This window comes from Leucobacter edaphi (genome assembly GCF_016522535.1).
Lineage (GTDB): Bacteria > Actinomycetota > Actinomycetes > Actinomycetales > Microbacteriaceae > Leucobacter > Leucobacter edaphi.
Genome location: NZ_JAEHOI010000002.1, coordinates 53531 through 74417, shown reverse-complemented (window position 1 = coordinate 74417; position 20887 = coordinate 53531). Strand labels below are relative to the sequence as shown.

The window sequence follows — 20887 nt, the reverse complement described above, 5'->3', positions numbered from 1 at the left end:
CGGAACCGTGTTACCGTGTGGTACCTCCGAACCACAGGGAGTTCCGATGCTGCAGCTCACAGGGGAACCGGCGCGACGACTGCTCGCCGACGCCGTCGCCGAGTTCTCGCGCGCCACCGGATTCCCGCTCGCCTTCGGAGGATACGAGTCGGCGGGAACGACAGCGGTGACGTCAGCCGTCGGCAACCGCACCGAGTACCTCACGCAGCTCCGGGTGCGCACGGAACGCGGCCTCGGCGGCCGGGCGGTGAGCGAGCGGCGCCCCCGCGTCACGGGCGACTATCGCCGCTGCCGCCACATCACGCACGACTACGACGCCCAGATTCTCGGCGAGGGGATCCAGGCCCTGTTCGCGATGCCCGTCGTTGTCGACGGCGAGGCCCGCGCGATCCTGTACGGCGGTTCTCGCGAGCGCTCCCCGCGCGCTGCCTTCGTCGAGGCCGGAGCCGCCGTGGCCCGCGAACTCGCGCGGGAGATCCGCATCGAGGATGAGGTCGAACGCAGAGTCGCCGCCCGCTCGGACGCCATGTTCGACGGCGTTCGCCTCGAGGACCTGCGGCTCGGCCACGCCGAGCTGCGTCGGATCACCGCCGATGTCACCGACGCCGGCCTCCGCGCCCGTCTCGCCGCGCTGGAAGCCCGGTTCGCCGGGGGTCCGCGCGAGGCGGCCACCGGCACAGCGACCGCTCCCGTCTCGCTGTCGCCGCGCGAGGTCGACGTGCTCGCCGAGGCCGCGCTCGGGAGCACGAACATCGCGATCGGCCGCCTGCTCGGGCTCACGGAGAGCACGGTGAAGAGCTATCTGCGGGCCGCGATGAGCAAGCTCGAGGCGCCGACCCGCCACGCCGCGGTCGTCGCGGCCCGCCGGATCGGCATCCTGCCGTAGCCTCCCGCTCAGGCCGCGATCGGCTGCACCGCGGAACGGCGCGCGTCGCGGACTATTCGCCCCGGTGCAGGGCGCGCGCGCTCAGGCGTTCGACCGCGAGCCGCAGCGCCCGGTCCGGATCGACGCCGGCGTCGTTCGCGCGGGTGACGAGCGCGAGCATCGCGTCTCCGATCCCCGTTTCGGCCAGCCGGCCCTCATCCGGCCCGATCACCGCCGCGAGCGGCTCGTCCGGATGGATCCTGCCTGCGCCCGGATTGATGAGCCCCGCGCGCTGCAGGCGGTCAACGACCTTCGCCGCGCGCGCGAGCGTCGGCATTCCGGAGGGGATCCCGTCGAGCGCCCCGCGGCTTCCCCGGTCCTCCCCCGCGGCGTCCTCTTTGAGCCGCTCCCACTCGGCGTTGAGTTCTTCGACGGTCATTCGGCCGCGGTCGCCGAAGACGTGCGGGTGGCGCGCGATCAGCTTTTCGTTGAGGGCGTCGGCCACCGAGGCCAGGTCGTAGCCCTCGCCGTCTCGCTCCGCGATGGCCGCGTGGAAGAGCACCTGGTACAGCACGTCCCCGAGCTCCAACCCGACCTCGCTCGGCGGGAGCTCCCGCTCGATCGCATCGATGAACTCGGAGGTTTCCTCCACGAGGTAGCGCGTGAGCGACCCGTGCGTCTGGGCCTCGTGCCAGGCGCAGCCCCCCGGCGCCACCATGGTCCGTACCGTGTCGGCGACCCTGGCGATCGCTGCGGCATCCGTTGTGTTCGCACGGTCGCCGCGGGCGCTGGAATCGGCCTCGTGACGATCGTGCTTCGTTCGCTCGTCCATGACGCAACGATACCGTCAGAGCCTCCGAGCGCACCGCGGCTGATCCGGGCAGTGAGGCTTTCTGCTCAGCACGGCGACGCGGGCCCCGGGCCGGCCGGATCCGGCGAACAGGGGGTGAACTCAATCCATTCCAATTAGAGCCGATGCGTGAAATGCGATTATGCTGATGCTCAACTCGGAGTTTCCTATGGCTTTGGGGACAGTTACATCGATACAAGGAAGTGATTCATCACTATGAAGTCTGTACGCCGCATTGGTGCCGTTCTTGCTACGTTCGGCCTCGCAGCCGCGCTCGTTTCCTGCTCGGGCGGCCAGAGCGTTGCTGACGCGTGCAAGATCACGAACGATCAGATGGAGAGCGTCGTCACGAAGTCGCAGTCCAACGTCAACGCGGAGCTCCAGAAGGCGACCCAGGGCGAGGACGCCGACATCAAGGGCGCATTCGAGCCCGTCACTAAGGCGATCAAGGACGCGCAGACCAAGGTCACCAACGAAGAGGTGAAGAAGCCGCTCGACACCTTCGCCAAGGAGTACAACTCCTTCATCGACAGCGTCGAGGGCGTCGACTTCAAGCAGTTCGCTGACCTGAAGAACCTCGACCCGACCGACCCGAACGCGATGGAGAAGGCCAAGGCCGTTCAGGAGACCGCTCAGAAGCTCCAGAAGGACATGACGGATCACGCGACCAAGATCCAGGATGCCGGCAACAAGCTCACTGAGGTCTGCAAGACCAAGTAGTCGCCGGCTTCGGCCGAGCTGACCAGCGCAGGGCCCCGGATCGTTCGCGATCCGGGGCCCTGCGCGGTATTCCTCGCTACTCGGCCGCGGGATCCTCTTCGAGAAGCGTCGAGAGCACACGCCCGGTCCAGGCGATGATGTCGCCCTCGTCCCCGACCCGGCGCTGCCCCACTCCCGCCAGCGGGCTCCGCGAGGACGCGGTCCCCCCGGGAAGCGGGATCTGCAGCGTGCCCGTTGCCTCGGTGTACCGCGAACCCGGATACATGCGGTTCATCCGCATACGGCGGGAATCGAGAAGCTTGACCGGTTCGATCCGGAGAGACGGACCAGCGGCCACGACCTTCGACAGGCCGAGCCGCGACGCGCGCCGACGCAGGGCCGACACCCCGGCAAGCCGCTCGACCTCCTCGGGCGGCGGCCCGTAGCGATCGGCGAGTTCCTCGAGCACGAGCCCGATGTTCTCCTCGGGCGCCTGCGGGTGCGCCGCCGCCGAGAGCTTCTGGTACGCCTCGAGACGCAGGCGCTCGCTCTCCACGTACTCCTCGGGGATGTGGGCGGCGACCGGCAGCTCGAGCACCAGTTCCGTTGCCCCCTGCACGTCCTCGCCCTTGAACGTGCTGACGGCCTCCCCGATCATGCGCAGATACAGGTCGAAACCGACCCCGGCGATGTGGCCGGACTGCTCGCCGCCGAGGAGGTTTCCGGCACCGCGGAGCTCAAGATCCTTGAGGGCCACCTGCATACCCGAGCCGAGCTCGTTGTTTGTGGCGAGCGTCTCCAGCCGCTCGTGCGCGTGCTCGGTGAGCGGCTTGTCCGGGTCGTACAGGAAGTAGGCGTAGGCCCGCTCGCGGCTGCGGCCCACGCGGCCGCGCAACTGGTGGAGCTGGCTCAGGCCGTACTTGTCCGCCGCGTCGATGATGATGGTGTTCGCGTTCGCGATGTCGAGGCCGGTCTCGATGATGGTGGTCGACACGAGCACGTCGTATTTGCGTTCCCAGAAGTCCTGGACCACCTGCTCGAGCTGGTGCTCGCTGAGCCTGCCGTGCGCGACGGCGACGCGCGCCTCGGGCACGAGTTCGGAGAGGTGCGCGGCGACACGACCGATCGACTGGACGCGGTTGTGCACGAAGAAGACCTGGCCCTCGCGCAGGAGTTCACGGCGGATCGCCGCGGTGATCTGCTTGTCGCTGCGCGGGCCGACGAAGGTGAGGATCGGGTGGCGATCCTCGGGCGCCGTGGCGAGCGTGGACATCTCGCGGATGCCGGTCACCGCCATCTCGAGCGTGCGCGGGATCGGTGTCGCGCTCATCGCGAGGATGTCGACGTTCGTCTTGAGTTTCTTCAGCGCGTCCTTGTGCTCGACGCCGAAGCGCTGCTCCTCGTCGATGATCAGGAGGCCCAGATCCTTGTAGTGAATGTTCTCGGAGAGGAGGCGGTGGGTGCCGATGACGACATCGACCGTGCCCGCGGCGAGCCCGTCGATCGTGTCGCGCGATTCCTTGTCCGTCTGGAAGCGGCTGAGCGGGCGGAGCCGCACGGGGAACCCCGCGAAACGATCCTGGAAGGTCTCGAGGTGCTGGTTCACGAGCAGGGTGGTCGGCACGAGCATCGCGACCTGCTTGCCGTCCTGTACGGCCTTGAACGCCGCGCGCACCGCGACCTCGGTCTTTCCGAAGCCCACGTCGCCGGCGACGAGCCGGTCCATCGGGATCTCGCGCTCCATGTCGCGCTTGACCTCCTCGATCGTGGTGAGCTGATCGATGGTCTCCGCGTAGGGGAACGCCTCCTCGAGCTCGTGCTGCCACGGGGTGTCCGGCGAGAAGGCGAAGCCCTTCGAAGCGACCCGAGCCGAGTACAGCTTCACGAGCTCGACGGCGATGTCCCGGACCGCCTTGCGGGCCTTCTTCTTCGCGCTCGCCCAGTCGCTGCCGCCCATCTTGGACAGCGCGGGTGCCTCACCGCCGACGTAGCGCGACAGCTGGTCGAGCTGGTCGGTGGGCACGTAGAGCTTGTCTCTCGGCATGCCGCGCTTGGACGACGCGTACTCGAGCACCAGGTACTCGCGGAGGGCCTTCGTGGCGTCGCGGCCGATGCCCGTGGGCACCATGCGCTGCGTGAGCTCGACGAACTGACCGATACCGTGCGTCTCGTGGACGACGTAGTCTCCCGCGACGAGCTTCAGCGGGTCGACGACGTTCCTACCGCGCCGCTTCGCGAGTTTCTGACCGCCGGCGGCCTGGGCGCTCACGGCGCGCCCGAAGAACTCGGCCTCCGATGCGAGCAGCAGCTTCGCCTCGGGACTCTCGAAGCCCGTCCAGGCGGTCCCGGCGACGAGGTAGACGATGCCGTCCTCCAGCCGCTCGGGCAATTCGTCGACGATCCGAGCCGCCGCGCCCGCGTCGGACAGGATGTCGCGGGCGCGCTCGACAAGGCCCGTTCCCTGCGCGGTGACGACGGCGTGCCAGCCCGCGGCGAGACGCTCGGCGATCACGCGGATCGCGGCTCCCGTGGCGTCTGCTCCCTGAGCTGCGCGAGGGAACGGCCCCCCTGCGACCGGGATCGCCGTGTCGGACTCGGCACGACCGAGCTCCGCTTCTGCATCCGTTTCTTCCTGATCGGATGGAGAAACCGCGAGGGGCGCCGCGTCATCGCGGACGAAGGTCGAGACGGTCCACCACGGACGCCCTGCGGAGGCGTCGCGGAGCTCCTCGACGGACAGCAGCCCGTTCGAGTCCACGGGGACCGGGGCGTCCGCCCCAGCAGTGGCCGCGTGCCAGGCGGCCTCCAGGAACTCCCGGTTGGTTTCGGCGAGACTCACCGCGCGGCCCGCAACCCGCTCGGGCGAGGCCACGAGCACCGCGCCTCCCTCGGGCATCAGTGCCGTGATCGGGCGCAATCCCGACACGAGTTGCGGGAGCAGGCTCTCCATCCCCTCGACCGGGATGCCCTGGCTCATCTTCTCGAGCAGCGCCGAAAGCGCGGGAAAACGCGGCAGCAGCTCGGCCGCGCGCTCGCGCACCTCGTCGGTGAGCAGGAGCTCGCGCGCGGGCCACAGCTCGACACCCGGCAGCGGGTCGCCGGCACTGCGCTGATCAGACACGGCGAAACGCCTGATCTGGTCGACCTCGTCACCGAAGAAGTCGACGCGGACGGCCTGCGGGGCCTCCGGAGGGAAAACGTCGAGGATCCCGCCGCGCACGGCGAACTCGCCCCGGCGAGTGACCATGTCGACGCGCGTGTACGCGCGTTCGACGAGACCGCGCGCCACCTCATCGAGCCCAGCGGAGTCGCGCCCAGCCTCCAGGACGAGCGGTTCAGCGTTCGCCGCGTGCGGTGACACGGGCTGCAGCACCGCCCGCACCGAGGCCACGAGGATGAGTGGGCGCGAGGGGTCGTGCTCGCGCAGCAGCCGCAGCGCGCGCGCCCGTCGCCCCACCGTCTCCGCGCTCGGGCTCAGCCGCTCGTGCGGCAGGGTCTCCCACGCGGGAAACTCCTCCGTGATCGCCTCGGGAAGGAGCGAGGCGAGGGCCTGCCGTAGGGCGTCGGCCTCGCGGCTCGTGGCGGCGACGAGCAGCAGCGCCCCGGTATCCCCGGCACGCCGTCGTCGCTCGATCAGTCCCGCGATCAGGGGCGCGCGCAGGCCTTCCGCGACCGAGAACTCCGCGTCGATGTTGCTCGCCTCGAGCGCGGCCGAGAAGGACTCCGACGCTTGGAGGAGACGATCGATTCCGCGCAGCGTCATCGCGCCCCCGCTCCGTGGAAGCGCTGCTGCGCCGCCGTGAGCCCTTCATCGACGAGGCTCTCCGCGGCATCGGCCGCGTCCTCGAGCAGCACCGCGACGGCGGCGCGCTCGCTCGACCCGAACGGCTTCAGCACGAAGTCCGACGGGTCCTGGGAGCCGGGGGGCCGTCCGATGCCGATCCGCACGCGCAGGAATTCCGGCGTGGCGATCGCCTTGGCGATGTCGCGAAGCCCGTTGTGTCCTCCGTGCCCGCCCCCGCGCTTGAGCTTGATGGTGTCGAAGGGGATGTCGAGTTCGTCGTGGAGCACGATGATGCGCTCGGCGGGGATCCCGAAGTACTTGGACAGAGCAGACACCGGGCCGCCCGAGGTGTTCATGTAGCCGTTGGACTTCGCGAGCACGAGCTTCGGCCCGCCCGGCCGGAGCCGTCCCTCGGCCACCCGCGCCCCGGCGCGGTGCGATGAGAACCGCCCGCCGATGCGCTCCGCGAGCACGTCGAGCGCCATCTGACCGACATTGTGGCGCGTCGCCTCGTACTTCGCCCCGGGGTTCCCGAGGCCGACGATCAGCCAGGCGTCATCAGACACGCGATTCTCCTCCTGCGTTTCTCGGCCAGCGGATCCGCCAGCCGTCCTCCATCATTTTCGCAGCACCCGCCGACAATCACGGAAACGGTTGCTGATCAGACGCAAACGGGCCCGCCGATCGACGCGATGCGCCGACCCAGCGGGCCCGTAGAGCGAAGCGCCGAATTACTCGGCGGCCTCCTCGGCAGCCTCTTCGCCCTCTTCGTCCTCGGACGCGCCGCGCGGCGTCACGATGTTGACGACGAGGTGCTCCGGGTCGTCGAGGAGCGACGCGCCCTTGGGAAGCTCGAGCGCACCGGCGAGGATCTGGGTGCCGTCCTCGAGGCCCTCGACGCTGACGACGATGTTCTCGGGGATCGAGGTCGCGGGGACGCTCAGGCGCAGCGTGTTGAGCTCCTGCAGAGCGTTCGTGCCGGAGAAGGGCTCGCCCTCGAGGTGGATCGGGACCTCGACCTCGACGGTCTCGCCCTTCTTGACGATGAGGAGGTCGACGTGCTCGATGATCTGGCGCACCGGATCCTTCTGCACGTCCTTGACGAGCACGAGCTGCTTCTTGCCGTCGAGATCGATCTCGATCAGGGCGTTGGCCTGGCGGATGATGAGGCTCAGCGGGTGGGTCTCGACCGAGATGTGCAGCGGGGCCTTGCCGTGGCCGTAGACGACCGCGGGGGTCTGGCCGATGGCGCGGAGCTTGCGGGCTGCGCCCTTGCCGAAGTTCTCGCGCTTCTCAGCGACAAGCTTGTTGTCAACCATGTTGGTTCTCCTTTGCGGGCTCTCGCCCGGATAGTGGCGGCAGCGCCGCCAGGATCGGTGTTCGCACTTGCGCGTTTCACGCAGCGAAAAGGCCCGCTCAGGCAGCCCGTCCCGCGTCGATTACGGGCGCTCTCGCGCCCCTCGCCGAAGTACAGCGGTCAAGTCTACACGATCTCCGACGGCCCCGGGAGCGGTGGCCTCAGTCGAAGAGTCGGTCGCTCGGCCCTCGCTCCACGCGCCAGTCGATCGGCTCGGCGCCCTGCGCTTCGAGCTCGGCGTTCACGCGGCTGAAGGGGCGAGACCCGAAGAAGCCACGGGCCGCGGAAAGCGGCGACGGATGCGCGCTCTCGATCACCGGGACGCCCGGAAGCCGTCGGGCCAGCGCCCGCGCGTCGTTCCCCCACAGCACAGCGACCAGCGGCCCGCCGCGCATGGCGAGCGCATCGATCGCGCGCTCCGTCACGATCTCCCAGCCGATGCCGCGGTGCGAACCGGCCGCGCCCGCTCGCACCGTGAGCACCCGGTTCAGGAGCAACACTCCCTCGTCGGCCCACGCGGAGAGATCTCCGTGCGGAGCGGGAAGGATCCCGAGATCATCGGAGAGTTCACGGTAGATGTTCGCGAGGCTTCGCGGGAGAGGCCGTACCTCTGGCGCGGTCGCGAACGACAGCCCGATCGCGTGGCCAGGGGTCGGATAGGGATCCTGTCCGACCACGAGCGCGCGCACCCCGGCGAGCGGGCGTTTGAACGCCGCGAGGACCCGATCCGGCTCGGGAAGCACCCGGGCGCCCGCCGCCGTTTCCTCGGCAGCCTGCCGAAGCGCCCCGAGCACCTCGGCCGCGACCGGGGCGAGCGCCTCGATCCAGTCGGGCGACACTCCCTGCGCCTCCGCGACCGCGCGGAATCGCTCGAGCGTCGAGCCCGGATCGCCGCCCACGCGATCGGACGCTGGGCCCCCTGACGCGGCCATCAGCCCCTCGGCTCGAGCGGCCCGCGGTGCACGTGGAAGACGCTCGACTGCGCAACGGGCCTGATCACGATCAGATCCTGATTCACATTCGGCGGCTGCCGGAACGCGCCGACGATCACCGCGGCGACATCGCCTGCCGTGAGCGGAAGCACGTCGGCGTAGGGCTTCGCGGCCGCCTCGGCGTCACCCCGCAGCCGCTTCAGCGTGAACTCCTCGGTGTGGACGAGGCCCGGAGCGATCTCCATCACCCGGATCGGCTCTCCAGCGAGTTCCAGTCGCAGCACGTCCGTCACCGCGTGGGCCGCGAACTTCGCGGCGTTGTACCCACCTCCGCCCGCGTAGGCGTCGTGCCCCGCGGTCGAGGTGACGTTCATGATCGACGCCCAGCCCGTGCGCCGCGCACCGGCGCGCAGCACCGGGAGGAGCGCCGCGGTCACCGTGCGCAGCCCGATCACGTTGACCTCGAACATCCAGCGCCACTCGTCGTTCGAGGAGGTCTCGACGGAGTCCGTGCCGAGCGCACCGCCCGCGTTGTTGACGAGCGCCGTCGCTCCCCCGGTCTCGGCGACCCTGGCGGCCATCGCGGCGACCTGTTCCTCGTCCGTGACGTCGCACACGATCGGCATCGCGCCCGTCTCGGCGGCGAGCGCGGCGAGCCGGTCCTCCCTGCGGGCAACGGCAACGACCTCCCACCCGAGTGCGGCGAAGCCGCGCACCACCTCGGCGCCGATCCCGGAGCTCGCTCCCGTGACGACTACCCGATCCGCTGCTCGTTCCATGCTCAGGACCGTCCTCTCCGACCGCCCCTCGGCGGCGCGTTGAGACGAGCCTAGCCGCCACGCACGTTACCTCGCATTGCGCACAGCATTGTCGCTTTCCCGCCTGATCCGTAGTGTCTTCACTGGACGAACTCCACCCCGCCGCACGAGAGCGGCGGCCTCACTCTTTCAAGGAGCACGCGATGACCGAACCGAACGCCTGGGGCTTTGAGACCAAGCAGATCCACGCGGGCCAGGAGCCCGATCCGGCCACCGGATCGCGCGCCCTGCCCATCCACCAGACCTCGTCCTTCGTTTTCGAGGACACCGCCCAGGCCGCGAACCGCTTCGCGCTCGCCGAGCTCGGCCCGATCTACACGCGCATCACGAATCCCACGCAGGACGTCGCGGAGCAGCGGATCGCGGCGCTCGAGGGCGGCACGGGCGCGCTCCTCCTCGCGAGCGGCCAGGCCGCCTCCACGTTCGCGGTGTTGAACATCGCCAACGCCGGCGACCACATCGTCTCGTCGAGCTCGATCTACGGCGGCACCTACAACCTGTTCAAGTACTCGCTCGCGAAGCTCGGCATCGAGGTCACCTTCGTCGAGGATCAGGACGATCCGGCCGCCTGGCAGCGCGCGATCCGCCCGAACACGAAGCTCCTGTTCGCCGAGTCGATCGCGAACCCGCGCTCGAACGTGCTCGACATCCGCGCGATCGCGGATGTGGCCCACGAGAACGGCCTCCCGCTCATCATCGACAACACGGTCGCGAGCCCCTACCTCGTGCGTCCCTTCGAGCACGGGGCGGACATCGTGCTGCACTCGGCCACCAAGTTCCTCGGCGGCCACGGCACGACGCTCGGCGGCGTGATCGTCGACGGCGGCACGTTCCCCTGGTCGGAGCATGCAGACCGGTTCCCTGGGCTCACCGAGCCGGATCCGTCCTACAACGGCGTCAGCTACACGGGCGCCGTGGGCGACGGCATCGCCTTCATCATCAAGGCCCGCGTGCAGCTCCTCCGCGACCTCGGCTCGGCGATCGCCCCGCTCAGCGCGTGGCTGCTGCTGCAGGGCATCGAGACGCTGTCGCTGCGCATGGAGCGTCACGTGCAGAACACGCAGGAGATCGCCGAGTGGCTGGATCAGCACGACGACGTCGCCACCGTCTACTACTCGGGTCTCCCCACGAGCCCCTGGTACGCCGCGGCGAACACCTACGCCCCGAAGGGCGTCGGGGCTGTGCTCTCCTTCGAGCTGAAGGGCGGGGTCGACGCCGGCCGCGCGGTCGTCGAGAACGTCGAGCTGTTCAGCCACGTCGCGAACATCGGCGACGTCCGCAGCCTCATCATCCACCCCGCGTCGACGACGCACTCTCAGCTCAGCCCCGAGCAGCAGCTCACCGCGGGGGTCACCCCTGGCCTCGTGCGGCTGTCGATCGGCCTCGAGCACATCGACGACATCAAGGCGGACCTCGAGCGCGGGTTCGCCGCGGCCCGCGCCGTCGTCGCCGAGCAGGAGGCGAACGCCTGATCAGGGCTCGTTCATCGAGGGGCGGCGGGGAATTCCTCGCCGCCCCTCTTCCGCTTGGCGCGCCCGACGCGCGCTACTCGCCCGCCCCGTTGCCCTCGCCCTCGCGGCGACGCACGATCTCCGCGATCCAGGTCGGCGCGAACGGGGACGTGCAGCCGGGAGGCGTCGGATAGTCCGCGAGCACCCGCAGCCGTTCCCCGATCGCGATCGCCCGCTCCCGGTGCTCCGGATAGGCGATCCCGATCTCCGCGAGCGTCTGATTCTGCGCCCACTGCAGCCGCTCCGGCGCCGCGGCCATTTCTCGCTCGATCGTGTCGAGGAGGCCCTCGAGATCCAGCCCACCCGATCGCTTCGCCACCCGATCACTCGTGAGCGCCCAGCCCGCGCTCGCGACCACCGGGTCCGGGTCAGCGAACCATCCGAGCCGCAGTGCCTCCGCGTGCTTCGACTTCTTCGCGAGCGTTCCGACGAGCCAGTCCTGCACCTTCGGCTGCCGCGCCTCGCGCAGCATGGCGTCGAGTTCCCGTTCCGACAGGTCGCTCGGGCGCAGGATCAGGATCGCGAGCAGCCGCGCGTCGCTGGCCCCGCTCGCCCACAGCTGTCTGGCGAGTTCCGGGTTCCTCCCGATCTCCTTCGCGAGCGCGCGCAGCCGGGTGAGATTGACCGCGTGATCGTCGCCGTGCCGCTCGTTGACCGCGAGAATCTTCGGATCGGCCAGGGCGTCGAGCCGTTTGCGCACCGATCCGGCGCTGAAATCGCTTTCCATGCGGTCGAGCGTAACAATCGCCCGCGGGCCCCTCGCGACCGGCACAATGGGGAGTTATGGATTGGCAGACTCCAGAGGATTCGTTCCCCACGGACTTCATCACGGACGCGCAGCTGCGCGCGCTCATGGGACGACCGCCGATCTCCGGGGGCTGGCGTGACGGCGATCCCGTCGGCGACCGGCAGTTCGCGTCGATCGGCACGGTCACGACCGAGGCGGGGGTCGAACTCCCCGAGGTTCGGATCGCCTACGAGACGTTCGGGGAGCTCTCCGAGCGCGGCGACAACGCGATCCTCGTGTTCCACGCGCTGACCGGGGACAGCCACCTCATCGGATCGGCCGGGCCGGGCCACGCGACCGACGGCTGGTGGTCGGAGATCGTGGGCCCTGGCAAACCCCTCGACACGGATCGCTACTTCGTCGTCGCCCCCAACGTGCTCGGCGGCTGCCAGGGCTCGACGGGGCCCGGCTCGCTCGACCCCGACAACCGCGAGTGGGGCGGCCGCTTCCCCTACCTCACGATCCGGGACCAGGTGGCCGCTGCCGCCCGTTTCGCCGACGCGCTCGGAATCCCGGAGTTCGCCGCCGTGATCGGCGGCTCCATGGGCGGGATGCACGCGCTCGAGTGGGCGATCGGCCATCCGGGCCGGACCCGCCGCCTCGCCGTCATCGCGGCTCCCCCGGTGACGACCGCCGATCAGATCGGCCTCAATCTCGTGCAGCTCGAGGCGATCCGGTCGGACCCGAACTACCGCGGAGGCAACTACTACGACGCCCCCGACGGGATCGGCCCCCACCACGGTCTCGCGACGGCCCGCCGTCTCGCGCTCCTGAACTACCGGAGCAACACGGAGCTCGACGAGCGTTTCGGGCGATCCTGGCAGTCCGCGGTCAGCCCGCTCGGTGGCGGGGGCCGCTTCGCCGTCGAGTCCTATCTGGACTTCCACGGCAACAAGTTCACACGCCGCTTCGACGCGAACAGCTACGTCACGCTCGTGCAGGCGATGAACTCGCACGATGTCGGGCGCGGGCGCGGGGGCGTGCGGGCGGCGCTCTCCACCCTCGAGCTGCCGACGCTCGTGCTCGGCATCCCGAGCGATCGGCTCTTCACGCTCGAGGGGCAGGACGAGATTGCCCTGCACACGCCCGGCAGTCTCGACGGCGACCGGGCGACTCGGATCGACTCCCCCTTCGGGCACGACGCGTTCCTGATCGAGTTCGAGCGCGTCGGCGCCGAGCTCGCGCGGTTGCTCGCGCGATAGCTCGAATCCCGACACGCCCAGGGCGCTCAACCGCCCCTTCCCGCGCGAATTCGAGAAATACCCCTGTTCCGGGGCAATTCAATTCGGATCAATTTCTTACTTTCACCGCGAAGCCACTCCAACAGGTGTTACTTTCGGGATTTCCGGCCCGGATTCTCGCCTCTTGGAAGGGTTCCCATGTCGCATCGCCGTACCCGCCGCAGCTCCCTCGGCCTCCTCGCCGCCGCGATCGGAGTGGCGCTCCTCCTGACCTCGTGCTCTGGCGGGGGTGAGAAGAAGTCGTCCGAGCAGGAGATGGGGCCACTCGACAAGTACATGATGGCGCTCTCTCCCGCCTCGGATATGACCCAGGAGAAGCTCGACGAGCAGCACAAGAAGACCGAGGAGCTGGTCGCGAAGTGCATGGCGAAGGAGGGCTTCGAGTACAAGCCCGATCCGACCAATCACTCGACGATCTCCCCGCCCGACGGGGCGGCCGAGGACGTGGACTGGACCTCGGTGGAGTTCGCCGAGAAGTACGGCTACGGCTTCGTTGACTCGCCATATCTTTCTCAAACCAACCCAGAATCCACGTCTCCCTCCGAACAGGAGGAGTGGGTCGATGTCAACGAGGACTACGTCGCGTCACTCTCCGAGAAGCAGCGCGAAGCCTACTATGAGGCGCTGCACGGCCCCGCGAACTCAATGGATCCCGCCGAGGGCGAGGAGCCGCCAGCCTACGACTGGAAGACCGCAGGCTGCTACGGCGCGGCCCAGCACGAGGTCGAGGGAGCCGACGGCTACCAGGACGCAAGCGAGGACCCCGAGTTCACCGAGATCTTCGACGCCGTGCTCGCGCAGTCGACGAGCCTGCACGGCGACGGGACGACGGGACCGACAAATCCCGAGGTCAGGAAGCTCGACGCCAAGTGGGCCGAGTGCATGGCCGAGAGCGGCATCACGGGGTACGCCAGCACCGGCGCTGCCTCCACCGCCATCATGGAGGAGTCCAATGCGCTCTCCGAGAGCGCTTCCGGCGAATCGGGCGCCGCGCCGAGCAAGGAGAAGTTCGAGGCGCTGAAGAAGAAGGAGATCTCCATCGCGGTACCCGACGCCAAGTGCCGCGAAAAACTCCACTACGAGGAGGAGATCAGGAAGATCGATTTCGCGTTCCAGGAGAAGTTCGTCGCCGAGCACAAGGCCAAGCTCGAGGCCCTCGTCGCGAAGTATGCCCCGAAGAAGAAGTCGTGATCCGGAGCCTTTTTCCCCGGGGACGGAGACGCAGAAAAAACGACGGATCAACGCAGGCGGCACCCGGGACCGCACCCGAGCAACCCGACTCCGAGGCCGATGAGGGCGTCTCGGCGCCCGACGCACTCCCCCGACGCGGCTGGACGGGCATCCGGCTCGTCACCCTGATCGCCGGCGTGGCTGTCGTATCGCTCGTGATCGGCGTTGTGGCGATGCGCTTCATCATTTCACCGGCGGAGCTGGCCGCGCGCAGCGCACCTCCCGACGCCGGCCCGGTGACCGCCGCGATCGAGAAGCGCGCGATCGTCAATACCGTGGTCACACGCGCCGAGATCACCTACGCCGATGCCGTCGAGGTGACGATCGACGGCGGAGGCGGCGAGGGGCGGCCGGTCGTGACCGGGCACGTGCCCAAGGTGGGGACCGTGCTGAAGGCCGGCTCCGTGGCCCTCGAGGTCGCGGGCCGACCCGTGATCGTCCTCCCCGGCGATCTCCCGGCGTACCGAACACTCGGACTCGGAATGAAGGGACCCGACGTCTCGCAGCTCAAGGCCTCGCTCGCGGGAATGGGCTACGCCGTCGGCGACACCTCCTCCGACACGTTCGATGCCGACACCGCGGCGGCCGTCGGCGCCCTCTACGAGCAGCTCGGCTACCCCGCGACCCCCCGCAGCCCCGACGCCCCTCAGGCCGTCAAGACGGCCGAGCGCGGGCTCCGGGACGCTCAGGCGCAGCTCGCGCAGGCCCGGTCTGCGCTGGACGCCGCGGCAGCCGCCCGCGCGAAGAGCGTGGCGTCGGAGCAGGCGGCGGTCGCGACCGCCTCCGACGCCGTGAGCGACGCCGAGGCGGCGCTCGGCGAGGCGCAGGAGGCCGCACTCCCGACGCTCCCGTCGAGCGAGGCGCTCTTCCTCGCGGGCCTCCCCCGCCGCGTGGACGCGGCGAAGGTCGCGCGGGGCGATCTCCTGAGCGGGTCCCCCATGACCGTCTCCGGCGCCACCCTCGCGATCATCGGCAGCATTTCCAGCAAGGACGCCGAGCTCCTGAGCCCCGGCCTCAAGGCCACCTACCCCGGCCCCGATGGCGCCGAGCTCACCGCCACGATTTCGAAGATCGAGGACGCCCCGACGGGCAAGACGCCCGGGAGCGGCCCGGACGGCGGGGAAGGCGGGGAAGGCGAATCCGGCGGGGGCGCTACCGGGACCGGCGGGAAGACCCCCGACACTCAGGCGAAGCGGAAGAGCGTTCGGCTCGACCCCGGCAAGCTCACCGACAAGCAGCTCGAGGCGCTCCGCGGCGCGAGCGTCAGACTGAGCATTCCGGTCGCCGCGACGAAGGGCGAGGTCCTCGCGATTCCGATCGCGGCGCTCTCGACGGGCGCCGGCGGAGAGAACCGCGTCGAGATCCTGACCGGGAAGGCATCCGGCAAGGACACGAGCACCGAGACCGTCGTCGTCACCCCCGGCCTCGCCGCAGACGGCTACGTGGAAATCACCTCGAAGGATCCGCGAATCACCGCGGGAACGCCGGTGGTGGTGGGCCGATGAGGCTTCGCCTTCCCGGTCGCCGACGGCGAGACGAGCCGGGTGGGAACACCTCTCTCACGACACTCCTCGACAACGAAACCCCCGATCAGACAGAGCCGCCGCTCGGCGCGGCACCCGCGGACCCCGGCGCCCCGATCGTGCAGCTCACGGAGATCACCAGGTTCTTCCCCGGTCCGCCACCCGTCAACGCGCTCAGGGGCGTCACCATCACCATCGAGCGCGGCGACTACCTCGCGATCGTCGGGCCCTCCGGATCGGGAAAATCCACGATGCTCAACACCCTCGGGCTGCTCGATCGACCCAGCACCGGAACCTTCGCGTTCGAGGGCGTGGACGTCGCCGAGCTCAGCGACGACGAGCGGACGGCCCTCCGCGCTCGGGCCATCGGTTTCGTTTTCCAGTCTTTTCACCTGCTCGCGACCAGAACCGTGCTCGAAAACGTGATCCTCGCCTGCACCTATGCCGGCGTGCCCCACAGCGAGCGAGAGGCCCTCGCTCGCGAGGCCCTCCACCGCGTCGGACTCGGGCACCGCATCAACGCCTCTCCCGGCCGGCTCTCCGGCGGCGAGCGCCAGCGCGTCGCCATCGCGCGGGCCGTGTGCACCTCACCGCGGCTCCTCCTCGCCGACGAGCCGACCGGCAACCTCGACCGCGAGAACTCCGCCGCGATCATGGACCTCTTCGAGGAGCTCGGCGGCGAGGGCCTCACCATCGTCATGATCACCCACGACGAGAACGTCGCCCAGGCCGCGCGCCGCCGCGCACGGATCAGCGACGGAATCCTCGAGGAGATCGCGTGAGCCGCGGGATCCCGCTCCGCGATCTCGCACGGGAAGCACTCGAGGGCGTCGGCGGGCGACCGTCCCGGCTCATCATCACCCTGATCGGAACCGTTCTCGGCATCGCGGCGCTCGTCGCGACGATCGGGTTCGCGCAGACCGCCTCCGGCCAGATCGCCCAGAAGTTCGACGCCCTCGCGGCCACCCGGGTCACCGTGTCCCCCAAGGATTCGAGCGGCCCCGGCGGCAAGGAGCGCCCCACCTCCCAGCTCCCGTGGAACGCGGTCAGCCGAGTGTCCCCGCTCGCGGGCGTGCAGCACGCGGCCCTCAGCGCGAAACTGCCGACCAGCCTCCGGGTCGAGGCGACACAGGTCACCGATCCATCCGCCATCGACCAGCCCTCGCCACCGATCGTCGCGGCATCGCCCGAGCTGCTCACCACCGTCGACGGCAGCATCTCGACCGGCAGGTTCTTCGACGTCGGGCACGATGAGCGTAGGGACCGGGTCGCCGTCATCGGTTCCCGCGCGGCCGAATCGCTCGGGATCAACCGCGTCAGCGGGCAACCGGCCATCTTCATCGAGGGGCGCAACTACGCGGTCATGGGCGTGCTCGGCAGCGTCGGCGTCAGGGAGGAGCTGCTCGATGCCGTGATCATCCCACTCGACACCGCGAGGAGCGAGCTCGGCCTCGCTGTGCCCGGAAGCCTCGACATCCGGATCGACGTCGGGGCGGGCGGCAGCGTCGCGCATCAGGCTCCCATCGCCCTGAACCCGAGCGACCCCGGGAACTACAAGATCAGCGCTCCCGGAGACCCGGGTGCGCTGAAAGAGGACGTCGAATCCGACATCAACGTCCTCTTCCTCGCCATCGGGATCGTCGCCCTCATCGGCGGCGGGATCGGGATCGCCAATGTAACCCTGCTGTCCGTCTCCGAGCGCAGGGGCGAGATCGGACTCCGCCGTGCGCTCGGCGCCACGACCAGGGATATTGCAGGCCAGTTCATCCTCGAATCCGTCACCACGGGGGTGCTCGGCGGCCTGATCGGCGTCGTCGTCGGACTCGGCGCGCTCATGGGCGTCTGCCTGGCACAGCAGTGGACCCCCGTGCTCGCCCCGTGGGCGGCCCCCGTCGGCGTCCTCGTCGGGGCGGTTGTCGGGCTCGCGGCGGGCGCCTACCCCGCCCTCAAAGCCGCCAGAATCGAACCCGTCGACGCGCTCCGCGACTGACATCGAGCGAGCTTCGTGCCGCAGAGACCACAAAACTCCCCGCTCAAAGCACGTTCCCACCTTTGCCGCATAGGCTCGCAGGGTCTCTGTTCGAAGTGAGGAGCCGAAGCCTTGACCATCGCCCCCGCAGGTCGCCGCTCCGTGCGCGCAATCGGAATCGTGGCCACCGTCTCGGCCGCGCTCCCCCTCGGCCTCGTCGGCTGTTCCCCCGCGGCAACCCTCGCGAATCAGGTCTCCGAACTTCACGCCGCAGCGGACTCCGATCTCCTCGCACTTCCCAGCGTGCAGACCTACACCGTCACCCGCGCGAAGCTCCTGAGCCCGGAGAGCGCAGCGGCCTTCAGCGAGTCGCTCGGCTCCGATGTCGCCTCCAGCGGCACCCTCACGCTGAGCGACGGCGCGATCACGGCAGCGGAGTTCAGCGTCCGCGCGGCAACGTTCCCCGAGGCCAGCTTCACCCTCACGGAACCGGTCATTCTCTCCCACTCCACCGAGACTGACGGCACGGTGACCGCGGTCGGCACCCTCGCCTTCGACGGTCGGGAGCGTCCCAAGACGGGAATCGAGCTCACGCCCGTTTCGATCACCCCGGAGGACGCGAGGTTCGACGTTCGCGTCAGGGTTCCGAACAGCCCGATGGCAGCGGGATCGGTGCTCCCGTTCGATGAGATCTCCGCGACGCTCGATCTCCAGGCCGAATAGCAGAAACCCGGGCCCGCTCGGAAGCCGTGGCCCGGGTCTCCAGTGACGTCGCTCGCCTAGGAGTAGCGCTGGCGACGCGTTGCGTCGTGCACCTCTCCGACGAGCTCCTCGATCACGTCCTCGAGGAACACGACCCCGAGCGGTACGCCCGCTGCGCTGTGCACGCGCGCCAGGTGCATGCCGCGCGTCTGCATGCTCGCGAGGACGTCCTCCAGCTCCATGTCGGCGGGAAGCGCCGTCATGTGGCGGATCCGCTTCGGCGGGATCGGCTCGGCCATGCGATCGTCACCCGTGCGCAGCAGGTCCTTGATGTGGACGTATCCGGCGAGGTCGCCAGCGGCGTCCGCGATCGGGTAGCGCGAGTAGCCGTGCTTGGCCACGGCCGCCTCGACGTCCTCGGGCGTCGACCCGGCGGGGAGCACCTCGAGCCGGTCGAAGGGAACCACGAGATCGGACGCTCGTTTCGTGGTGAACTCAAACGCCGCCGACAGCGCGCCGCTGCGGTCCTCGAGCACGCCCTCTCGCGTGGAGTGGCTCACGATGCTCGCGACCTCGTCCAGCGTGAAGGTGCTGTTGGTCTCCGACTTCGGCTCCACGCCAAACATCCGGAGCACACCGTTCGCCGTCGCGTTCAGCGCCGCGATCACGTGTTTGAACACGCGAGACACGGCGACAAGCGGCGGAGCCAGGAGCAGCACGGCCTGATCGGGCATCGAGAACGCGGCGTTCTTCGGCACCATCTCGCCGAACACCACGTGCAGGTAGGAGACGAGCACCAGGGTCAGGACGAACGCGGTGATGATCACCGCCTCCGCCGACATGCCCGTCATCTCGAGCGGCCCCTCCAGCAGCTTGTGAATGGCCGGCTCGGAGACGTTCAGGATCAGGAGCGAGCACACGGTGATGCCGAGCTGGCTCGTCGCGAGCATGAGCGTGGCGTGCTCCATCGCGTACATCGCGGTCTTCGCGCGCTTCGATCCCGCTTCGGCGCGCGGCTCGATCTGCGATCGGCGCGCCGAGATCACCGCGAACTCCGCAGCGACGAAGAAGGCGTTGGCGACGAGCAGTACGACAAGCCAGAAAATTCCCGCCCATCCGCTCATTCGGAGGCCTCCTCATCGCGTTCGAGCTCCGTGGCTCCCGCTGGCAGCGGCGGACTTGTGTACTTCAGTCGAGCAATACGGCGCCCTTCCATGCGCTCGACGCGGAGGGTGCCGCCGTCGGCGAGCTCCACCGTGTCGCCGGGTGAGGGGATTCGGCCGAGTTCGCGGAGCACGAAGCCCGCGACCGTGTCGTAGTCCTCGTCCTCGGGGATCTCGATCCCCGTCTGCTCGCGCACCTCGTCGGGGCGGAGATCAGCGGGAAAGGTCATCTCCTCGGCGCTGCCGATCACGCCGGCAGCGGCACGATCGTGCTCATCGGCGACCTCGCCGACGATCTCCTCGACCAGATCCTCGAGCGTGACGATTCCGGCCGTTCCGCCGTACTCGTCGACGACGATCGCGAGCTGGAACCCCGAGGCCCGCAGCTCCTCGAGCAGCTGATCGAGCCGCATGGTGTCGGGGACGCGCACGACCTCCTCCGCGAGCGCGGCGACCGGAACCTCGTCGCGCTTTGCGCGAGGCACGGCTACGGCTCGCTTGACGTGCACGACGCCGACGACGTCGTCGCGATCCTCGTCGATGACGGGGAAGCGCGAGTAGCCCGAGTTGCCCGAGAGCTGCAGCACCGCGTTCGCGGGCTCGAGCCGCTGCAGGCTCTGAATCTTGAGGCGCGGCGTCATCACGTCGGCCGCGGTCAGCTCGGAGAAGCGCAGCGTGCGGTCGAGCAGGGTCGCCGTGTCCTCCTCGAGCAGGCCGGCGCTCGCCGAGTGGCGCACGAGCGAGGAGAGCTCCTCTGCCGAGCGGGCGCCCGACAGCTCTTCTTTCGGCTCAATTCCCATCGCGCGCAGGATCCCGTTCGCGCTGCCGTTGAGCAGCAGGATCGCCGGTTTGAACGTCGTGGTGAACGCGGCCTGCGCCGGCATCACGAGCCGGGCCGTCGCGAGCGGCTTCGCGAGCGCGAAGTTCTTCGGCACGAGCTCGCCGACGATCATGGAGAAGATCGTGGCGACCGCGATCGCGACGGGCGCGCTGATCGTGCGTCGCATCTCCTCCGGCACCCCGATGGCGCCCAGCGGGGCGTCGAGGAAGTGCGAGATCGCGGGTTCGAGCGTGAAGCCGGCGAGCAGCGTGGTCAGCGTGATCCCCAGCTGCGCGCTCGACAGGTGCGTCGAGGTGTGGGAAAGCGCCCTGATCACGCGGTCGAGGCCGCGCTGACCCCCTTCACGACGCCGCTCAAGATCCTGCCGGTCGAGGGCGACCAGGGAGAACTCGGCAGCGACAAAGATGCCGGTGCCAGCGGTGAGAAGAACGCCGATGAGCAGGGACCACCATTCGTTCACGTCCTGCTCCCAGCTTCAGGGAGTTGCCGCGCCTCGGCGCGGCTGGTACTCGGGGGCTCCGATTGTCTTCGAGAATCAGCGTCCATAGCTCTTCAACATTACCAGCGCCGTATCCGAACAACGCTGTGAGTTCACCCGCGAACGCAGTCCTATGG

At 69.3% G+C, this 20887-nt stretch carries 18 protein-coding genes; 9 read left to right on the top strand and 9 right to left on the bottom strand.

The annotated features are described in order from the left end of the window. Nucleotides 1-46 precede the first annotated feature (46 nt). Nucleotides 47-886 (top strand): LuxR C-terminal-related transcriptional regulator, encoded by an 840-nt coding sequence (locus JD292_RS01655; protein WP_200131005.1) that lies wholly within the window; start codon nt 47-49, stop codon nt 884-886. Between the two features lie 52 nt (nt 887-938). Here JD292_RS01655 and JD292_RS01650 read toward each other — a convergent pair whose 3' ends face one another. Then, complete coding sequence (locus JD292_RS01650) at nt 939-1697, bottom strand: MazG nucleotide pyrophosphohydrolase domain-containing protein (protein WP_200131004.1); 759 nt, start codon at nt 1695-1697, stop codon at nt 939-941. Nucleotides 1698-1931: 234 nt separating this feature from the next. Here JD292_RS01650 and JD292_RS01645 point away from each other — a divergent pair, with 234 nt between their 5' ends. Continuing rightward, on the top strand, nt 1932-2435 hold the full coding sequence (locus tag JD292_RS01645; RefSeq protein WP_200131003.1) for a hypothetical protein: 504 nt from the start codon (nt 1932-1934) through the stop codon (nt 2433-2435). A gap of 76 nt (nt 2436-2511) precedes the next feature. Here the strand turns inward: JD292_RS01645 and mfd are convergent, their stop codons facing one another. The 5 genes from mfd to JD292_RS01620 form a co-directional block, all read right to left on the bottom strand. After that, the gene (gene mfd / locus JD292_RS01640) at nt 2512-6177 is read right to left on the bottom strand and encodes a transcription-repair coupling factor (RefSeq protein ID WP_200131002.1); all 3666 of its coding nucleotides are present in this window, start codon (nt 6175-6177) and stop codon (nt 2512-2514) included. Continuing rightward, nucleotides 6174-6764, bottom strand: a complete 591-nt coding sequence (gene pth / locus JD292_RS01635; protein ID WP_200131001.1) for an aminoacyl-tRNA hydrolase — start codon at nt 6762-6764, stop codon at nt 6174-6176. The genes mfd and pth overlap by 4 nt, the downstream gene beginning before the upstream one ends. 165 nt (nt 6765-6929) lie before the next feature. Continuing rightward, nucleotides 6930-7517, bottom strand: a complete 588-nt coding sequence (locus tag JD292_RS01630; protein ID WP_200131000.1) for a 50S ribosomal protein L25/general stress protein Ctc — start codon at nt 7515-7517, stop codon at nt 6930-6932. 199 nt (nt 7518-7716) lie between these two features. After that, nucleotides 7717-8487 carry a uracil-DNA glycosylase gene (locus JD292_RS01625; protein WP_200130999.1) on the bottom strand — a complete coding sequence of 257 codons (771 nt, stop codon included), beginning with the start codon at nt 8485-8487 and terminating at the stop codon, nt 7717-7719. Then, nucleotides 8487-9266, bottom strand: coding sequence for an SDR family NAD(P)-dependent oxidoreductase (locus tag JD292_RS01620; RefSeq protein ID WP_200130998.1), 780 nt, complete (start codon nt 9264-9266; stop codon nt 8487-8489). Before JD292_RS01620 ends, JD292_RS01625 begins: the two co-directional genes overlap by 1 nt. 182 nt (nt 9267-9448) lie before the next feature. Between JD292_RS01620 and JD292_RS01615 the strand changes: the two genes are divergently transcribed. After that, the gene (locus JD292_RS01615; protein WP_200130997.1) at nt 9449-10777 is read left to right on the top strand and encodes a bifunctional o-acetylhomoserine/o-acetylserine sulfhydrylase; all 1329 of its coding nucleotides are present in this window, start codon (nt 9449-9451) and stop codon (nt 10775-10777) included. A gap of 73 nt (nt 10778-10850) precedes the next feature. Here JD292_RS01615 and JD292_RS01610 read toward each other — a convergent pair whose 3' ends face one another. Beyond that, nucleotides 10851-11543 (bottom strand): DNA alkylation repair protein, encoded by a 693-nt coding sequence (locus JD292_RS01610; protein WP_200130996.1) that lies wholly within the window; start codon nt 11541-11543, stop codon nt 10851-10853. A gap of 56 nt (nt 11544-11599) precedes the next feature. Between JD292_RS01610 and metX the strand changes: the two genes are divergently transcribed. The 6 genes from metX to JD292_RS01580 all read left to right on the top strand — a co-directional run bounded on the left by metX (nt 11600) and on the right by JD292_RS01580 (nt 18289). Continuing rightward, nucleotides 11600-12805 (top strand): homoserine O-acetyltransferase MetX, encoded by a 1206-nt coding sequence (gene metX, locus JD292_RS01605; protein ID WP_200130995.1) that lies wholly within the window; start codon nt 11600-11602, stop codon nt 12803-12805. A 177-nt stretch (nt 12806-12982) separates the two neighbouring features. Further along, a complete protein-coding gene (locus JD292_RS01600) occupies nt 12983-14035 on the top strand; it encodes a hypothetical protein (protein WP_200130994.1) in 1053 nt (350 codons plus the stop codon). Continuing rightward, nucleotides 14032-15579, top strand: coding sequence for a hypothetical protein (locus tag JD292_RS01595; RefSeq protein WP_369411102.1), 1548 nt, complete (start codon nt 14032-14034; stop codon nt 15577-15579). The genes JD292_RS01600 and JD292_RS01595 overlap by 4 nt, the downstream gene beginning before the upstream one ends. Then, nucleotides 15576-16379 (top strand): ABC transporter ATP-binding protein, encoded by an 804-nt coding sequence (locus tag JD292_RS01590; protein WP_200130993.1) that lies wholly within the window; start codon nt 15576-15578, stop codon nt 16377-16379. The genes JD292_RS01595 and JD292_RS01590 overlap by 4 nt, the downstream gene beginning before the upstream one ends. Next, nucleotides 16376-17587, top strand: coding sequence for an ABC transporter permease (locus tag JD292_RS01585; protein ID WP_369411101.1), 1212 nt, complete (start codon nt 16376-16378; stop codon nt 17585-17587). The genes JD292_RS01590 and JD292_RS01585 overlap by 4 nt, the downstream gene beginning before the upstream one ends. A 111-nt stretch (nt 17588-17698) precedes the next feature. Next, the gene (locus tag JD292_RS01580; RefSeq protein ID WP_200130992.1) at nt 17699-18289 is read left to right on the top strand and encodes a hypothetical protein; all 591 of its coding nucleotides are present in this window, start codon (nt 17699-17701) and stop codon (nt 18287-18289) included. 56 nt (nt 18290-18345) lie between these two features. Here the strand turns inward: JD292_RS01580 and JD292_RS01575 are convergent, their stop codons facing one another. Both JD292_RS01575 and JD292_RS01570 read right to left on the bottom strand, forming a co-directional pair. After that, nucleotides 18346-19392, bottom strand: coding sequence for a hemolysin family protein (locus JD292_RS01575; protein ID WP_200130991.1), 1047 nt, complete (start codon nt 19390-19392; stop codon nt 18346-18348). Continuing rightward, nucleotides 19389-20732 (bottom strand): hemolysin family protein, encoded by a 1344-nt coding sequence (locus JD292_RS01570; RefSeq protein ID WP_200130990.1) that lies wholly within the window; start codon nt 20730-20732, stop codon nt 19389-19391. Before JD292_RS01570 ends, JD292_RS01575 begins: the two co-directional genes overlap by 4 nt. Nucleotides 20733-20887 lie beyond the last annotated feature (155 nt).

Excerpts from the sequence above, each read along its gene's own strand:
- JD292_RS01655 (WP_200131005.1), top strand. The coding sequence starts at position 47 with ATGCTGCAGCTCACAGGGGAACCGGCGCGACGACTGCTCGCCGACGCC.
- JD292_RS01650 (WP_200131004.1), bottom strand. The coding sequence starts at position 1,697 with ATGGACGAGCGAACGAAGCACGATCGTCACGAGGCCGATTCCAGCGCC.
- JD292_RS01645 (WP_200131003.1), top strand. The coding sequence starts at position 1,932 with ATGAAGTCTGTACGCCGCATTGGTGCCGTTCTTGCTACGTTCGGCCTC.
- mfd (WP_200131002.1), bottom strand. The coding sequence starts at position 6,177 with ATGACGCTGCGCGGAATCGATCGTCTCCTCCAAGCGTCGGAGTCCTTC.
- JD292_RS01630 (WP_200131000.1), bottom strand. The coding sequence starts at position 7,517 with ATGGTTGACAACAAGCTTGTCGCTGAGAAGCGCGAGAACTTCGGCAAG.
- JD292_RS01625 (WP_200130999.1), bottom strand. The coding sequence starts at position 8,487 with ATGGCCGCGTCAGGGGGCCCAGCGTCCGATCGCGTGGGCGGCGATCCG.
- JD292_RS01620 (WP_200130998.1), bottom strand. The coding sequence starts at position 9,266 with ATGGAACGAGCAGCGGATCGGGTAGTCGTCACGGGAGCGAGCTCCGGG.
- JD292_RS01615 (WP_200130997.1), top strand. The coding sequence starts at position 9,449 with ATGACCGAACCGAACGCCTGGGGCTTTGAGACCAAGCAGATCCACGCG.
- JD292_RS01610 (WP_200130996.1), bottom strand. The coding sequence starts at position 11,543 with ATGGAAAGCGATTTCAGCGCCGGATCGGTGCGCAAACGGCTCGACGCC.
- metX (WP_200130995.1), top strand. The coding sequence starts at position 11,600 with ATGGATTGGCAGACTCCAGAGGATTCGTTCCCCACGGACTTCATCACG.
- JD292_RS01600 (WP_200130994.1), top strand. The coding sequence starts at position 12,983 with ATGTCGCATCGCCGTACCCGCCGCAGCTCCCTCGGCCTCCTCGCCGCC.
- JD292_RS01590 (WP_200130993.1), top strand. The coding sequence starts at position 15,576 with ATGAGGCTTCGCCTTCCCGGTCGCCGACGGCGAGACGAGCCGGGTGGG.
- JD292_RS01575 (WP_200130991.1), bottom strand. The coding sequence starts at position 19,392 with ATGAGCGGATGGGCGGGAATTTTCTGGCTTGTCGTACTGCTCGTCGCC.